The 14,662-nt window shown below is 67.1% G+C and carries 11 protein-coding genes; 4 read left to right on the forward strand and 7 right to left on the reverse strand.

Annotation, left to right across the window (positions count from 1 at the left end; translation table 11 throughout):
• Positions 1 to 5: 5 nt before the first annotated feature.
• Genes ceoB through U4Z64_RS29960 form a run of 3 tightly spaced genes read right to left on the reverse strand, consistent with a single transcriptional unit; the run spans position 6 to position 5,363 of the window.
• Positions 6 to 3,206, reverse strand: coding sequence for a multidrug efflux RND transporter permease subunit CeoB (ceoB, locus tag U4Z64_RS29950; protein WP_321821858.1), 3,201 nt, complete (start codon positions 3,204 to 3,206; stop codon positions 6 to 8).
• A gap of 46 nt (positions 3,207 to 3,252) precedes the next feature.
• Complete coding sequence (gene ceoA / locus U4Z64_RS29955; protein ID WP_044845762.1) at positions 3,253 to 4,470, reverse strand: multidrug efflux RND transporter periplasmic adaptor subunit CeoA; 1,218 nt, start codon at positions 4,468 to 4,470, stop codon at positions 3,253 to 3,255.
• A gap of 32 nt (positions 4,471 to 4,502) precedes the next feature.
• A complete protein-coding gene (locus U4Z64_RS29960; RefSeq protein ID WP_044845763.1) occupies positions 4,503 to 5,363 on the reverse strand; it encodes an alpha/beta hydrolase in 861 nt (286 codons plus the stop codon).
• Between the two features lie 173 nt (positions 5,364 to 5,536).
• Here U4Z64_RS29960 and ceoR point away from each other — a divergent pair, with 173 nt between their 5' ends.
• The gene (ceoR, locus tag U4Z64_RS29965; RefSeq protein ID WP_044845764.1) at positions 5,537 to 6,541 is read left to right on the forward strand and encodes a putative multidrug efflux transcriptional regulator CeoR; all 1,005 of its coding nucleotides are present in this window, start codon (positions 5,537 to 5,539) and stop codon (positions 6,539 to 6,541) included.
• Between the two features lie 418 nt (positions 6,542 to 6,959).
• Positions 6,960 to 7,256 carry a DUF4148 domain-containing protein gene (locus U4Z64_RS29970; protein WP_044845765.1) on the forward strand — a complete coding sequence of 99 codons (297 nt, stop codon included), beginning with the start codon at positions 6,960 to 6,962 and terminating at the stop codon, positions 7,254 to 7,256.
• Between the two features lie 227 nt (positions 7,257 to 7,483).
• On the opposite strand, the gene U4Z64_RS29975 is transcribed toward U4Z64_RS29970, so the two are convergent.
• The 3 genes from U4Z64_RS29975 to selD all read right to left on the reverse strand — a co-directional run bounded on the left by U4Z64_RS29975 (position 7,484) and on the right by selD (position 10,537).
• Positions 7,484 to 8,563: a purine nucleoside permease gene (locus U4Z64_RS29975; RefSeq protein ID WP_321821859.1), complete on the reverse strand. Its 1,080-nt coding sequence runs from the start codon at positions 8,561 to 8,563 to the stop codon at positions 7,484 to 7,486.
• Between the two features lie 246 nt (positions 8,564 to 8,809).
• Positions 8,810 to 9,400, reverse strand: coding sequence for a LysE family translocator (locus U4Z64_RS29980; RefSeq protein ID WP_321821860.1), 591 nt, complete (start codon positions 9,398 to 9,400; stop codon positions 8,810 to 8,812).
• A gap of 72 nt (positions 9,401 to 9,472) precedes the next feature.
• Positions 9,473 to 10,537 carry a selenide, water dikinase SelD gene (selD, locus tag U4Z64_RS29985; protein ID WP_124520046.1) on the reverse strand — a complete coding sequence of 355 codons (1,065 nt, stop codon included), beginning with the start codon at positions 10,535 to 10,537 and terminating at the stop codon, positions 9,473 to 9,475.
• A 105-nt stretch (positions 10,538 to 10,642) separates the two neighbouring features.
• On the opposite strand from selD, the gene U4Z64_RS29990 reads away from it, so the two are divergent.
• Positions 10,643 to 11,479 carry a DMT family transporter gene (locus U4Z64_RS29990; protein WP_321821861.1) on the forward strand — a complete coding sequence of 279 codons (837 nt, stop codon included), beginning with the start codon at positions 10,643 to 10,645 and terminating at the stop codon, positions 11,477 to 11,479.
• Between the two features lie 243 nt (positions 11,480 to 11,722).
• Here the strand turns inward: U4Z64_RS29990 and U4Z64_RS29995 are convergent, their stop codons facing one another.
• Complete coding sequence (locus U4Z64_RS29995; RefSeq protein ID WP_321821862.1) at positions 11,723 to 13,231, reverse strand: PLP-dependent aminotransferase family protein; 1,509 nt, start codon at positions 13,229 to 13,231, stop codon at positions 11,723 to 11,725.
• Positions 13,232 to 13,351: 120 nt separating this feature from the next.
• Between U4Z64_RS29995 and U4Z64_RS30000 the strand changes: the two genes are divergently transcribed.
• Positions 13,352 to 14,641: a 4-aminobutyrate--2-oxoglutarate transaminase gene (locus tag U4Z64_RS30000; RefSeq protein WP_044845769.1), complete on the forward strand. Its 1,290-nt coding sequence runs from the start codon at positions 13,352 to 13,354 to the stop codon at positions 14,639 to 14,641.
• The last annotated feature ends 21 nt before the right edge of the window (positions 14,642 to 14,662 follow it).

Genomic DNA, 14,662 nt, shown 5'->3' on the forward strand with positions numbered 1-14,662 from the left:
TGTCCTCAAGCATCCGTAGCCGGCGCACCGGAAGGCGACACGCCATAACCGGCCGAGTCCTTGCCCGCGACGTGGATCTTGCCGCCCGCCAGCGTGCGCAGCACGACGTAGAACACCGGCGTCAGCATCAGCCCGAACAGCGTCACGCCGAGCATCCCGAAGAACACCGCGACACCCATCGCATGGCGCATTTCCGAACCCGCCCCCGTCGACGTGACGAGCGGCACGACGCCCATGATGAACGCGATCGACGTCATCAGGATCGGGCGCAGCCGCAGCCGGCTCGCCTCGATCGCGGCCTCGAGCGGCGTCCTGCCGTCGTGCTCCAGTTCGCGTGCGAATTCGACGATCAGGATCGCGTTCTTCGCGGACAGCCCCACCAGCACCATCAAGCCGATCTGCGTGAAGATGTTGTTGTCGCCCTGCGTGAGCCACACACCCGTCAGCGCCGACAGAATGCTCATCGGCACGATCAGGATCACCGCGAGCGGCAGCGTCAGGCTTTCATACAGCGCGGCGAGCACGAGGAACACGAGCAGCACGCTGATCGGGAACACGTACATCGCCGAATCGCCTGCCAGGATCTGCTGGTACGTGAGGTCGGTCCATTCGAACCGCACGCCGCGCGGCAGCGTTTCATGCGCGATACGCTCGATCGCGGCCTGCGCCTGACCCGACGAGAAGCCCGGCGCCGGGCCGCCGTTGATGTCGGCTGCGGTGTAGCCGTTGTAGCGCACGACCATTTCCGGGCCGAACGTCGGCGTCACCGTGACGAGCGACGACAGCGGCACCATTTCGCCACGGTCGTTGCGCGTCTTCAGCTGCAGGATGTCGTCCGCGCGCTGACGGAACGGTGCATCGGCCTGCACGCGCACCTGGTACACACGTCCGAAGCGGTTGAAGTCGTTCACGTACAGCGAGCCGAGATACACCTGCATCGTGTTGAACACGTCGGTGACCGGCACGCCGAGCTGCTTCGCCTTCACGCGGTCGAGATCGACGTTGAGCTGCGGCACGTTGATCTGGTAGCTCGTGAACAGCGGGCCGAGTTCCGGCGCCTGCTGCGCGCGCTTGATGAAGTCGTTGGTCGCATCCGACAGCTTCGCGTAGCCGACCGCGCCGCGATCCTCGATCTGCATCTTGAACCCGCCGAGCGTGCCGAGGCCGAGCACCGGCGGCGGCGGGAACACCGCGACGAACGAATCCTTGATCGCACCGTACTGCTGGTTCAGCGCACCGGCGATCGCACCGGCCGACAGCGCCTTGCCGTGCCGTTCCGAGAACGGCTTCAGCGTGACGAACACGATGCCCGCGCTCGAGCTGTTGGTGAAGCCGTTCACCGACAGCCCCGGGAACGCGACCGCGCTCTCGACGCCCGGCTGCTTCAGCGCGATCGAACCCATGTCGCGGATCACCTTCTCGGTGCGGTCGAGCGACGCGCCGTTCGGCAGCTGCGCGAACGCGATCAGGTATTCCTTGTCCTGCGCGGGCACGAAGCCGCCCGGCACGACCTTCGACACGAGCACGGTCGCAGCCACCAGCACGAGGTACACGCCGAGCATCAGCGTCTTGCGCGACAGCACGCCGCGCACGCCGCGGCCGTAGTTCTCCGCGCCGCGATGGAACACCTTGTTGAAGCCGCGGAAAAAGCCGCCGAGCACGCGGTTCATCACGCGCGTGAGCCAGTCTTCCTTGTCGCCGTGGCCCTTCAGCAGGATCGCGGACAGCGCCGGCGACAGCGTCAGCGAGTTGAACGCCGAGATCACCGTCGAGATCGCGATGGTCATCGCGAACTGCTTGTAGAACTGGCCGGTCAGGCCCGACATGAACGCGAGCGGCACGAACACGGCGACGAGCGTCAGCGCGATCGCGATGATCGGCCCGCTCACTTCCTGCATCGCCTTGTAGGTCGCCGCCCGCGCGTTCATCCCGCTCTCGATGTTGCGCTCGACGTTCTCGACGACGACGATCGCATCGTCGACCACGATCCCGATCGCGAGCACCATCCCGAACAGCGACAGCGCGTTGATCGAATACCCGAACGCCAGCAGCAGCGAGAACGTGCCGATGATCGACACCGGCACCGCGATCAGCGGAATCAGCGACGCGCGCCAGGTCTGCAGGAACACGATCACGACGATCACGACCAGCGCGATCGCTTCGAGCAGCGTGTGCACCACGGCCTTGATCGACGAGCGCACGAACTGCGTCGGGTCATAGACGATCTTGTAGTCGACGCCGGCCGGCATGTCCTGCTTCAGCTCGGCCATCGTCTTGCGCACTTCGTCGGAGATCTGCAGCGAGTTCGCGCCCGGCGACTGGTTGATCGCCATCGCGACGGCCGGCTTGTTGTCGAGCAGCGAGCGCAGCCCGTACTCGGACGCGTCCAGCTCGATGCGCGCGATGTCGCGCAGATGCGTGACGCCGCCGTCCGGCGTCGTCTTCACGACGATGTCGCCGAACTCGTCTTCCGTCTGCAGACGGCCGCGCGCGTTCACCGACAGCTGCAGCGGCGTGCCGGGCAGCGACGGCGACGCGCCGATCACGCCGGCCGCGACCTGCACGTTCTGCTCGCGGATCGCCTGCACGACGTCCTCGGCCGACAGTCCGCGCTGCGCGACCTTCTGCGGATCGAGCCACACGCGCATCGCGTAGTCGCCCGAACCCCACAACTGCACCTGGCCGACGCCCTGGATCCGCGACAGGCGATCCTTCACGTTGATCAGCGCGTAGTTGCGCAGGTAGGTCATGTCGTAGCGGTTGTCCGGCGAGATCAGGTGGACCACCATCGTCAGCGTCGGCGAGCTCTTCACCGTGGTGATGCCGAGCCGCTGGACGTCTTCCGGCAGGCGCGGCAGCGCCTGGTTCACGCGGTTCTGCACGAGCTGCGTGGCCTTGTCCGGATCGGTGCCGAGCTTGAACGTGACGGTGATCGTCATGTTGCCGTCGCTGTTCGCCTGAGACTGCATGTAGAGCATGTCCTCGACGCCGTTGATCTGCTCTTCCAGCGGCGACGCGACCGTCTCGGCGATCACTTTCGGGTTCGCGCCCGGGTACTGCGCCTTCACGATCACGGAAGGCGGCACGACTTCCGGATACTCCGAAATCGGCAGCAGGAACATCGCGATCACCCCGCCGAGCAGGACGATCACCGATAGGACTCCTGCAAAGATCGGCCGGTCGATAAAGAATTTGGAAATGTTCATGGGTTGCTCTGTCTGGTTGAACGCGGAAATCGAAGCGGCGGGCCGCTTACGATTCCGCCTTCGCCGGTGCGGCCGGCTTCGCGTTGTCCGCGAGCGGCGCGGACGGCGCATCGCCGCCCGTCATCGGGACCATGTGCGGCTTCACCTGCTCGCCCGGCCGCACGCGCTGCGTGCCGTTCACGATCACGCGATCGCCGGCGGCGAGGCCACTCACGATCACGCGCCGGTTGCCGTGCTGCATGCCCTGCTGCACTTCGCGATACGACACGCGGCCCTGCTGGTCGACGACGAACACGAACTTCTTGTCCTGGTCGGTGTTGATCGCCGCATCGTCGACGAGCAGCGCCTCGTGCGGTGCGCTGCCGCCCACCTTCACGCGCGCGTAGAGCCCGGGGACGAGCGTGCCGTCCGCGTTGTCGAAGCGCGCGCGCACGCGGATCGTCCCGGACGACGTGTCGAGCCGGTTGTCGACCGAGTCGATCTCGCCGCTGCGCGAGTAGCCGGTTTCGTTCGCGAGGCCGAGCTCGACCGGAACCTTGCGGCCGTTGCGCGCGCCGTTGATGTATTGCAGGTAGGTCTGCTCGTCCGCGTCGAACGACGCGTAGATCGGCGACACCGACACCAGCGTCGTCAGCGGTGCGGCGGACGCACCGGCCGACACGACGTTGCCGAGCGTGATTTCCGCGCGCGACACGCGGCCCGACACGGGTGCGGTGATGCGCGTATAGCCGAGGTTGATGCGCGCCGTTTCCAGCGCGGCTTCGGCGGCCTTCAGGTTCGCCGTCGCTTCGCGCGCCGCGTTCTGCTTCTCGTCGTAGTCGCGCTTCGCGATCGCGTTGTCGCCGATCAGCCGCTGCGCGCGCTGCCAGTCGCTCTGCGCGTAGCCGTTGCGGGCCTGCGCGGCGGCGAGCTGCGCGGCCGCGCGGTCGGTTTCCGCCTGGTACGGGCGCGGATCGATCACGAACAGCACGTCGCCCTTCTTCACGAGCGCGCCGTCCTTGAAGTTCACCGCGACGATCGTGCCCGACACCTGCGGGCGCACGTCGACTTTCTCGACCGCCTCGAGGCGGCCCGAATAGCCTTGCCAGTCGGTGACGGTCTGCGGCACGACGGTCGCGACGTCGACTTCGGGCAGCGGCGCTGCGGCCTTTTCGGGCGCGTTCGCGTTCACGCGCATCGCGCCGAACGTGCCGAGGCCGACGACGGCGAGCGTCGCGATCGCCGCGGTCGCAATTCGGGAGCGGGAGGTGCGTAGGATGGCCATGTGGATCTCCAATAAGCGTGGATTGGTTCTGGTTATTCGGAACGGTTCGGCTGGCGCGCCTGGAAGCGGCACTGGAAGAAGCGCACGGCCTCCTCGAGCGCGGCTTCGTGCGTCGCGAGCGCCGCGTGCGTGACGTCCGGGTAGCGGATCACCTGCGTGAGCACGCCCGATGAAATCAGGCAGCCCGCATATTTCTCCGCTTCGACGTGCAGCACGTCGTTCTGCGCGGTGACGACGAGCGTCGGCGGCAGGCCCGCTAGGCGCACCGATTCGAGCGGCGCCGCATACGGGTGCATGCGCTGCGCCGCCTGCGGCAGATAGGCGCGATAACAGGCCGCGCATTCGCGCGCGGTGATGTCCGATGCAAGGCGTTCGGCGTCGCCGATGCGCGTCATGCTCGGGTCGAGCATCGGCCCGAACAGGGCCTGCGCGGCAATCGACACTTCGCCGCGATCGCGCGCGATGAACGCGAGACAGTTCGCGAGCTGGCCGCCCGCATCATGCCCCGCGACGCCGATCTTCTTCGGATTGCCGCCGAACGCGCGGGCGCGCGTCGCGGCCCACACGGCCGCGCGATACGCATCCTCCGGCGCGGCCGGAAAAGGAAAGGCCGGCGCGAGCGAATAATCGACCGACACTACGAGAGCCGGTAAGCGTTCTGCTAAAAAGCGCGCGGCGAAATCGGCGTCATCCAGCGTGCCGCGCACGAAACCGCCGCCGTGGAAGTAAAGCACTACCGGCAATCCGGTCTTGTCCGCGCGCCGATAGAGGCGCAGCACGATGTCCTGCGCGTAGCCGGGGATTTCCACCTCCGCGACCGTCAGTGCCGCGCCGGCTCTGGCTTCGGCGGGCAACGCGGCTTTCAGGAATTTGCTGAATTCAGAAGCGTCCATGACGATGCAGCATCCATTTCGAGATGGAACGAATTCTGGGTCCGGCAGACATCCGGATAAATGCCTATAATCCGGCAACACAATTCAACGCCCCCGAACAATCCAGGCTGCGCTTACCCATGAGGTAGCGCAGCCTTGTCGTTCGGGCGGCAAATTAGATTGCGGAGGTTGTGATGGACCGGCTTCAGGCCATGCAGGTGTTTACTCGCGTCGTCGATACAAGCAGCTTCACCAAGGCAGCAGAGTCGCTCAGCCTGCCGCGGGCGTCCGTCACGACGATCATCCAGAATCTCGAAGCCTTCCTCGGCGTGCGGCTGATGCACCGGACCACGCGCCGGCTGTCGCTCACGCCGGACGGGGCCGCGTACTACGAACGCTGCGTGCGGATCCTCGCCGATGTCGAGGAAACCGAAGCAAGCTTCCAGAACAACAACCGCAAGCCGCACGGAAAGTTGCGTATCGACATGCCGGGCTCGATCGGGCGGCTGCTCGTGATTCCGTCGCTGTGCGAATTCCACACGCGCTATCCGGACATCGACCTGCAGCTCGGCCTGTCCGACCGGCCGGTCGACCTGCTGCAGGAAGGCGTCGACTGCGTGATCCGCGTCGGTGCGCTGCAGGATTCGTCGCTGGTTGCGCGCCGGGTCGGATTGTTCGAGTGCGTGTCGGTCGCTGCGCCCGCGTATCTCGAGAAGTTCGGCGAGCCGCGGACAATCGAGGATCTGAACGACCACAAGGCCGTCAACTACTTCTCGAGCCGCACGGGCCGCACGATCGACTGGACGTTCCTGACCGACGGCAAGGAAGTCGAGGTCAAGATGAACGCCATCGTATCGGTCAACGATGCCGATGCGTACGTGACGTGCGGGCTCGAAGGCTTCGGCCTGATCCAGCCGCCGCTGTTCATGGTGCTGCCGCACCTGCGCGACGGCCGGCTCAAGGAAGTGCTGCCCGGCCTCAAGCCGCTGCCGATGCCGATCTCGGTCGTGTATCCGCACAGCCGGCACCTGTCGCCGAAGGTACGCGTGTTCGTCGACTGGATCGCCGAAGTGTTCGACCGCTGCCCGCTGCTGAGCGGCAAGGGCAGCCTCGACGCGACGTGCAGCAAGCGCACGTTCGAGGAAGCCGAGCGCGCACCGGCGCTCGACACGCCGGTCATCAACGAGTGGGTCGCGTAATCGTCTGAACCGCGGTGCGCGGGCTGTGCGGCCCGCGCGCCGTCCTGCCTTCGCGCCGCCGCGGCGTCACGTTCGTGCCGCCTTCCCCGCCCCGCACAGCGCCTTTCCTGAATCCGCATCACACCTTTGCGCCGTGCACGGCAATCGGCCGCGTGCGTGACGGCGCGCGCCGCGCGACATCGCCGGGAGCCCCGCTGCAGGCGGCTGTGCGCGATTTTCGAGTAACCCTGCCGACAGTACGGATCGCGATTGTTCCACCATCACGACAATTCAATTCGCGTCAGCCGCATTTATCGCGCCGGAACGGCCCCCTAGAGTAAACCCTGTCGCGCACCTCGTTGCGCATCGAACAGATCCCGCTTGACGGGACCGGAGCAAGCGCCGACGCGCCGACTCCGACCAACACAGGAGTTACGTCATGAACCGCCGCCATCTTCTCTCCGCCGTCGCCCTCGCACTTGCCGTGTCCGCACCGGCCTTCGCCGATACGACCACCCCGCACGCCGGCGACTACGCGAACACGTCGTGGTACACGCAGCACAACAACGGCCCGCGCACGCGCGCCGAAGTCAGCGCGGAAGTCGAGCAGGCCCGCCGCGACGGCACGCTGGCCTGGCTGCGCAAGGCGAATTCGTATCCGCAAGGGCTCGAACTCGCGCAAGGCCCGTATCGCCCGACACCGGAAGGCAACCAGCTCGCCGGCGCAGGCCGTTGAGCATCGGTCAACGCGCAACGCCGCGCAGCGGATGATCCGCGGCGCGGCGTCGAGACACCGCCATCGAACACCCGATTAGCCAGTTAGTTGCAGGAGCCTGTGATGAACGATCAACTTCCTTCGCCGCTCGATCATTGGGACGACACGACGCCCGTCTGGACGCCGTTCCGTTCCGCGCCGCACGCGCATTGAACTTCGCGTCGATCTCTCGCTGAAGACGCTGGCCGTCAACGGCGCGGCACGCCGTCGCGCCATTCGCCCCAGTGCGTGACGATGTCCTGAACGAGCGGATTGCCCGCGCGGTACAGGTTTTCGGTCGCCGGGGCGAAACCACCCTGGTCCGCATAGTTCAGCAGATTGTCCGCGCTCGTCTGCCCTGCATACGGCCGGTCGAAATCGGAACCCGTGCGCAGCACCGCGACGCGCGACAGGTCGACCCGCTTCACGCTCGCCGCGCGCTTGAGCGCTTCATAGGTCGCGTTGTCTTCCTGTGCGGTCATGCAGTAGGTGCCCTTGCCGTCGGTGAGGATCTTGGTCCACTGGCGCGCGCGCTCGCCGATCAGCGTGCCCGAGAACCACGTATTGCCCGATGACGTGTCGCACTGGATCACCGTCGGCGGCCGGTTCGCCGGCGCATACGTGAACTTCGCGCGCGCGGCCTGGGCCTGCGCGCTGTCGGCGAGCGCGACGTTGCGCGACAGCGCATACGCGGCATCGGTCAGCTGCGGGTTGAGCTGGAATACTTCGGTGCGGTAGTCGAGCGGCGGCTTGTCGTTCGGGCTCTTCGTATTGATGCCGAGAAAGCCGGTATTCCAGCCTGCCGGAATCTCGCGCGCATCGAGTTCCCACTGCAGGCTGAAGTCGACCAGGTATTTCGACCAGGCGGCAGACCCGACCGTGCCTTGCGCGGGGTCGACGCCCGCGATGCCCGACACGAGGAAGTACGTGCGGCGCAGGTCGAAACGCTGCGAGAACGTGAGCGCCATGATCGTCGCGGACGCGTTCGCATAGCCCATGCCGGTCGTCACCACGCACACGTCCTGCTTGTTGCAGTGAACGGCCGGATAGTCGGGCGACAGGCCGGGCACGGTGATGTCGCGCCACGGGCCGAGCCGGTCGAGCCATGCCTGGCCTTCCGGACCGAACATCGTGATGATCATGACCTTGACCGGGCGGCCCTGTGCACCGGTCTCGGCGAATGCAGCGTTGCCCGCATCGTTGCCCTGGTTGTTCTGCGCAATCGACGGCGCGGTCGCACAGGCGGCAAGCGAGAATGCAGCTGCGGAAAGGATGGAGCGAGTCAGCATCGGCGTTCCTTGTTTCGGTGATGTTGGGTGAGAACGGCTCTCGGAGACTGCGCGAGGGAGTATAGAACGCGCGTGTGCGATGCGGAACCCGACTACGAAACGGCGGGCGGTGTTTCGTCTCGCGATTGTTGTACGCCCGGTTCGCATGCCGCCTGACAAAAAAAATCAGGAATGCTACTCGGTTGTTCGATATGAAATCGCCACATCTTCCGCCAATGATCGTGACCGACGACTGCGCTCGAGCCGCTAGACGCGAAGCATCCCCGCAACGCCATAACCGAGCACGACCAGTGCGGCCACCACATGACTCGCGGCGAGCCATCGCGGTGACTTCACGATGCGCCCGATTGCGCTGCCGCCGAACGCGAACACGAGTTGCCCGGCGAGACTGCCGGCAAACACGCACGCGGCACCGAGCAGCCAGTGCCGATGCGCACCGGCCGCTGCGGTGGCATAGCCATAGAACAGCAGGATGGTCAGCGGATTCGCGAGTGTGACGAAGAACATCGACGTGAACGGGCGCGCGCCCGGCGGCGGCGCGGCGCCGTTCAGCGTGCGGCGCCGATCCTGCAACGCGCGCCCCAGCATGCGTGCGCCCATTGCAAGCAACACGAGCGCGCCGACGAAGCGGAACAGCGGCAGGTGCGACGCGAGCGTGCTCGCGAGCATCGCGCCAATGGTGAACGCGACGAGCGCATAGCAGCCGTCGGCCGACGCCACGCCCATTGCCGCGCGCACGCCGCTCGCGGTGCCGGCGCGCATCCCGTAGTTCGCAATCATCAGCGCGACGGGCCCGACCGACAGCGCGATCATCAGCCCGAACAGGAAATCGTTCATCGGTCGTCGACGCCTTCGAGGGAAGGCATCGATTCTAGCGACCGACAGCGATCCAGCGTGAAAAAAACCGCGTCAGGCGACGTCGACGCGCGCGGGCCCGTCCACCATCTCGCCGATCACGGCCGCACGGTCGAAGCCGTCGGCGCGGAAGCACGCGAGCACGTCGTCGACCGCATCCGGCGCGCACGCGACCAGCAGGCCGCCGGACGTCTGCGGATCGGTCAGCAGCGCCTGCGCGACGGGCGGCAGCCCGTCGGCGAGCCGCACGTCGGCGCCATATGCGGCCCAGTTGCGGCCCGATGCGCCGGTGAACACGCCGTCGGCGACGAACGCCTCGACGCCCGCCAGCCACGGCAGCGATGCGTAATGCACGCGTGCGGTCAGCTTCGCGCCGCGCGCCAGTTCGAGCGTATGGCCGAGCAGCCCGAAGCCCGTGACGTCGGTCAGCGCATGCACGCCCGGCAGCGCGGCGAGTTCGGCGCCCGGCCGGTTCAGCTTGGTGGTCGTCGCCACCATCTGCGCGTAGCCCGCGTCGTCGAGCTGGTTCTTCTTCAGCGCGGCCGACAGCACGCCGACGCCGAGCGGCTTGCCGAGCACGAGCACGTCACCCGCGCGCGCGGCCGCATTGCGCTTAACGCGCGACGGATGCACGACGCCGATCGCCGCGAGCCCGTAGATCGGCTCGACCGAATCGATCGAATGGCCGCCCGCGACCGGAATGCCGGCATCCGCGCACACCGATTCGCCGCCGCGCAACACGGCCGCGATCGTCTCGTGCGGCAGCACGTTGATCGGCATCCCGACCAGCGCGAGCGCGAGAATCGGCTTGCCGCCCATCGCATAGACGTCGGACAGCGCGTTGGTTGCAGCGATACGGCCGAAGTCGAACGGATCGTCGACGATCGGCATGAAGAAGTCGGTCGTCGCGACGATCGCCTGCTCGTCGTTCAGCCGGTAGACGGCCGCGTCGTCGGAGGTCTCGGTGCCGACCAGCAGGTCCGGGAACAGCGCGGGCGGCGTCGCCCGCTTCAGCAGCTCGGACAGCACGCCCGGCGCGATCTTGCAGCCGCAGCCGCCGCCATGCGACAGGCTCGTGAGGCGCGGAACGGCGGGCGGGGTGAGGGGGGCTTCGGTCATCGTCGGCATCCGGTGAATAACAACGTTCTATTATCGACAATTCCGCGCGAGCGCGCCCGACACCCACATAATTGACGGCGCCCGCCCTCGTCCGCTCGCTCATTCATGGATCACCTGTTCATCGGCCTCGTGCTGTGCTCCGCCCTCTTGCACGCGATCTGGAATGCATTCCTCCACGTGAGCGAAGACCGTCTCGTCCAGCTCGGCACGATGTCGCTGCCGTATCTCGCGTTCGGCATTGCGGGCGTCGTACTGCTGCCCGCGCCGGCGCCCGCCGCGTGGCCGTATGTCGCGGCGTCGGCCGTGCTCGAGGTCGCGTACTGCTTCACGCTGGCGCGTGCATACCGCAACGGCGAGTTCGGGCAGATCTACCCGATCGCGCGCGGGATCTCGCCGCTGCTCGTATCGGTGCTGGCGCTCGCGATGCTGCACGAGCGACCGACGCCGTTCGGCTTCGCGGGCATCGCGCTCGTGTCGTTCGGCATCATGTCGCTCGCGTTGCGGCGCGGCTTCCGGTTCTCCGGCGAAGGCGTGCCGTACGCACTGCTCACGGGCGTGTTCATCGCCGCGTATTCGATCTGCGACGGCATCGGCTCGCGTGTGTCGGGCAGCGCGCTCGGCTATATCGTGTGGGTTTATCTGCTGTGGAGCGTGCCGCAGCTCGTGCTGGTGTGCGCGATGCGCGGCGGCCCGCGCGTGGTGTTCGGTTCGCGCGCGTCGCTGCGGCAAGGTGCGCTCGCCGGCACGATCTCGCTCGCCGCCTATGGAATCGTGATTCTCGCGTACCGGCATCTGCCGGTCGCGACGGTATCGGCGCTGCGCGAGACAAGCTCGATCTTCGCGGTCGCGATCGGCTGGTTCGTGATGCGCGAGCGGCCCGGCGCGCAGCGGCTCGCAGCATGCGCGCTGGTGGTCGCGGGCGCGGCGTTGATCCGGCTTTGACGCGCGTGCGTATGCCCTCAGGAAGGACCGGCAGTCACGGCAGGTCCGGTGCACTCGGCAGTTGGGCCGTTGTGTGCTTGCCGCCGAGGTTTTTCCAGGCGAGGCAATTGTCTCCGCGCGGCGGAGACAATTGACCTGGACCTGCTTGAAAACGCTGATCCATATCGACTCCCTCTCATACGTGACTTTCGCATCGCGCTCTGCCGTCTCGAGCGTTGGTCGTCACCGCAACTGCCGCACACGTCAAGCCGCCGCAATCATCCCGTCGAACGCCCGCTCGTCGATCGCCTCGGCCAGCGTCGCGAACGCCGTCGCGATCTCGTCCTCCGGCACGCACGCATAGCCGAGCAGCAAGCCCGACGCCGCGCGTTCGCGCTCCGCGTAATAACCGGACAGCGGCCGCACGACGATATTGCGTTCGAGCGCGGCCTGCGCGACCGCGCGATCGTCGACCCCGTCCGGCAGCCGCGTGACGAGATGCAGCCCCGCATCGCTGCCGAGTGCCTGCAGCGTGTCGCCGTAGCGGCGCGCGACCGCATCGAGCAGCACCTCGCGGCGCTGCCCGTACAGCGTGCGCATCTTGCGGATATGCGACACGAAGTGCCCTTCCGCGATGAACTCGGCGAGCACCGCCTGCTGCAGCAGCTGCCCTTCGCGATACAGCTCGGCGCTCGCGGTCGCGAAGCTCTCCGCGAGCGGCTCCGGCGCGACCAGATAGCCGACCCGCAGCCCCGGAAACAGCGTCTTGCCGAAGCTGCCGACGTAGATCACCTGCCCGGCCGTATCGAGCCCCTGCAGCGACGCGAGCGGCCGGCTGCCGTAGCGGAATTCGCTGTCGTAGTCGTCCTCGATGATCCAGCAGCCGTGCTGGCGCGCGTATTCGAGCAGCATCCGGCGCCGCGCGAGGCTCATCACCATCCCGAGCGGATACTGGTGCGACGGCGTGACGAGCATCAGCTTCGGCGGCTCGGCGAGATCGGCGGCCGACGGCGCGATCCCTTCGTCGTCGACCGGAATCGGCCGCGTGGTCAGCCCCGACACGTTCAGCACGCTGCGCACGCCCCAGTAGCACGGATCCTCGGTCCAGATCACGTCGCCCGGATCGGTCAGGAGCCGCACCGCGAGGTCGATCGACTGGTGGATCCCGGTCGTGATCACGATCTGCTCGGGCGTGCAGCGCACCGAACGCGACGTGCGCAGGTAGTCGGCCAGCGCCTCGCGCAACAGCGCGAGGCCGCCGCCCGGCGCGTAGGTCAGCAAATCGGGGCGCAATCTCCGCCAGTACTTGTTGTGCAGCCGCGTCCACACGCGCGCCGGAAAGCGCGACACATCGGGCACGCCGGGCATGAACGCGCCGCCCTGGCGCTTCGACACGCCCGCGCCCTCGACGAGCCGCGTGCCGCGCGCGGACAGCCGCCGCGCGGACGATGGCGCCACCGCCGGGCCGGCGGCCGGGTCGGGCGACGCGCCGACGATCTCGTCCGGCGCGCTGTCGGCGACGAACGTGCCGCGCCCCGTCGCCGAGTTCACATAACCTTCGAGCGCAAGCTGTTCGTAAACCTGCGTGACCGTGTTGCGGGCGATCCCGAGCTCGGCCGCCAGCAGCCGCGACGACGGCACGCGCGTGCCGGCCGGCAGTTCGCGCGACAGGATCGCCTGCTGCAGCAGCCGGTGCAGCTGCCGGTAGATCGGCTGTTCGCCGCCGCGCACGAGGCGCTGCGCCAGCCAGTCCGACAACACGCTTGCGCGCATGATTGGCTCCTGAATATTTATTGAAATGGCTCTGATTGCCAGAGCCAAATGTGATTATAGTCGCCTCCATGGGCTGCCAATGCGGCCGATTTTTATCCCACCGGACAGAACATCAAGGAGATGACCGTGAAGAATGCCGACCTGCAGGCCCGCAAGAACGCCGCCACCCCGCGCGGCGTCGGCGTGATGTGCGATTTCTACGCAGCCCGCGCCGAGAACGCGGAGCTGTGGGATGTCGAAGGCCGCCGCTTCATCGATTTCGCCGCCGGCATCGCGGTGCTGAACACGGGCCACCGCCACCCGAAGATCGTCAAGGCGATCGCGGATCAACTGAACAGCTTCACGCACACCGCTTACCAGATCGTCCCGTACGCGTCGTACGTCGAGCTGGCGGAAAAGATCAACGAACGCGCGCCGGGCGACTTCCCGAAGAAGACCGCGTTCTTCACGACCGGCGCCGAAGCCGTCGAAAACGCGATCAAGATCGCGCGCGCCGCGACCGGCCGTCCGGGCGTGATTGCGTTCTCGGGCGGCTTCCACGGCCGCACGATGATGGGCATGGCGCTGACCGGCAAGGTCGCCCCGTACAAGCTGAACTTCGGCCCGTTCCCGGGCGACGTGTTCCACGCCCCGTACCCGAACGCGCTGCACGGCGTGACGACGGCCGACTCGATCAAGGCGATCGAGATGCTGTTCAAGGCCGACATCGATCCGAAGCGCGTCGCCGCGATCATCTTCGAACCGGTCCAGGGCGAAGGCGGCTTCAACCCGGCACCGGCCGAATTCGTGCGCGCGCTGCGCAAGATCTGTAACGAGCACGGCATCCTGCTGATCGCCGACGAAGTGCAAACCGGCTTCGCGCGTACCGGCAAGCTGTTCGCGATGCAGCACTACGACGTGCTGGCCGACCTGATCACGATGGCGAAGAGCCTCGCGGGCGGCATGCCGCTGTCGGGCGTCGTCGGCCGTGCGGACGTGATGGACGCAGCGGCGCCCGGCGGCCTCGGCGGCACCTATGCGGGCAATCCGCTGGCCGTCGCGTCGGCGCACGCGGTGCTCGAGATCATCGACGAAGAGAAGCTGTGCGACCGTGCGACGCAACTCGGCGACGTACTTAAGGCGAAGCTGAATTCGCTGCAGGCCGACGTGCCGCAGATCGCCGACGTGCGCGGCCCGGGCGCGATGATCGCGGTCGAGTTCCTGAAGCCGGGTTCGGGCGAGCCGGACGCGGAATTCACGAAGCGCGTGCAGACGCGCGCGCTCGAGCGCGGGCTGCTGCTGCTCGTGTGCGGCGTGTACTCGAACGTCGTGCGCTTCCTGTTCCCGCTGACGATCCCGCAGGCCGTGTTCGACGAAGCGCTCGTGATCCTCGAGGAAGTGCTGAAGGAAACGGTCGGCGTGCCGGCCTGAGTTCCGGTCCACGTCAACTGA

The sequence above is a fragment of the Burkholderia sp. BCC1996 genome, from assembly GCF_905339955.1.
Taxonomy (GTDB): Bacteria; Pseudomonadota; Gammaproteobacteria; order Burkholderiales; family Burkholderiaceae; genus Burkholderia.

Coding starts and splice junctions, on each gene's coding strand:
- ceoB (WP_321821858.1), bottom strand. CDS start 3,206: ATGAACATTTCCAAATTCTTTATCGACCGGCCGATCTTTGCAGGAGTC.
- ceoA (WP_044845762.1), bottom strand. CDS start 4,470: ATGGCCATCCTACGCACCTCCCGCTCCCGAATTGCGACCGCGGCGATC.
- U4Z64_RS29960 (WP_044845763.1), bottom strand. CDS start 5,363: ATGGACGCTTCTGAATTCAGCAAATTCCTGAAAGCCGCGTTGCCCGCC.
- ceoR (WP_044845764.1), top strand. CDS start 5,537: ATGGACCGGCTTCAGGCCATGCAGGTGTTTACTCGCGTCGTCGATACA.
- U4Z64_RS29970 (WP_044845765.1), top strand. CDS start 6,960: ATGAACCGCCGCCATCTTCTCTCCGCCGTCGCCCTCGCACTTGCCGTG.
- U4Z64_RS29975 (WP_321821859.1), bottom strand. CDS start 8,563: ATGCTGACTCGCTCCATCCTTTCCGCAGCTGCATTCTCGCTTGCCGCC.
- U4Z64_RS29980 (WP_321821860.1), bottom strand. CDS start 9,400: ATGAACGATTTCCTGTTCGGGCTGATGATCGCGCTGTCGGTCGGGCCC.
- selD (WP_124520046.1), bottom strand. CDS start 10,537: ATGACCGAAGCCCCCCTCACCCCGCCCGCCGTTCCGCGCCTCACGAGC.
- U4Z64_RS29990 (WP_321821861.1), top strand. CDS start 10,643: ATGGATCACCTGTTCATCGGCCTCGTGCTGTGCTCCGCCCTCTTGCAC.
- U4Z64_RS29995 (WP_321821862.1), bottom strand. CDS start 13,231: ATGCGCGCAAGCGTGTTGTCGGACTGGCTGGCGCAGCGCCTCGTGCGC.
- U4Z64_RS30000 (WP_044845769.1), top strand. CDS start 13,352: ATGACCGTGAAGAATGCCGACCTGCAGGCCCGCAAGAACGCCGCCACC.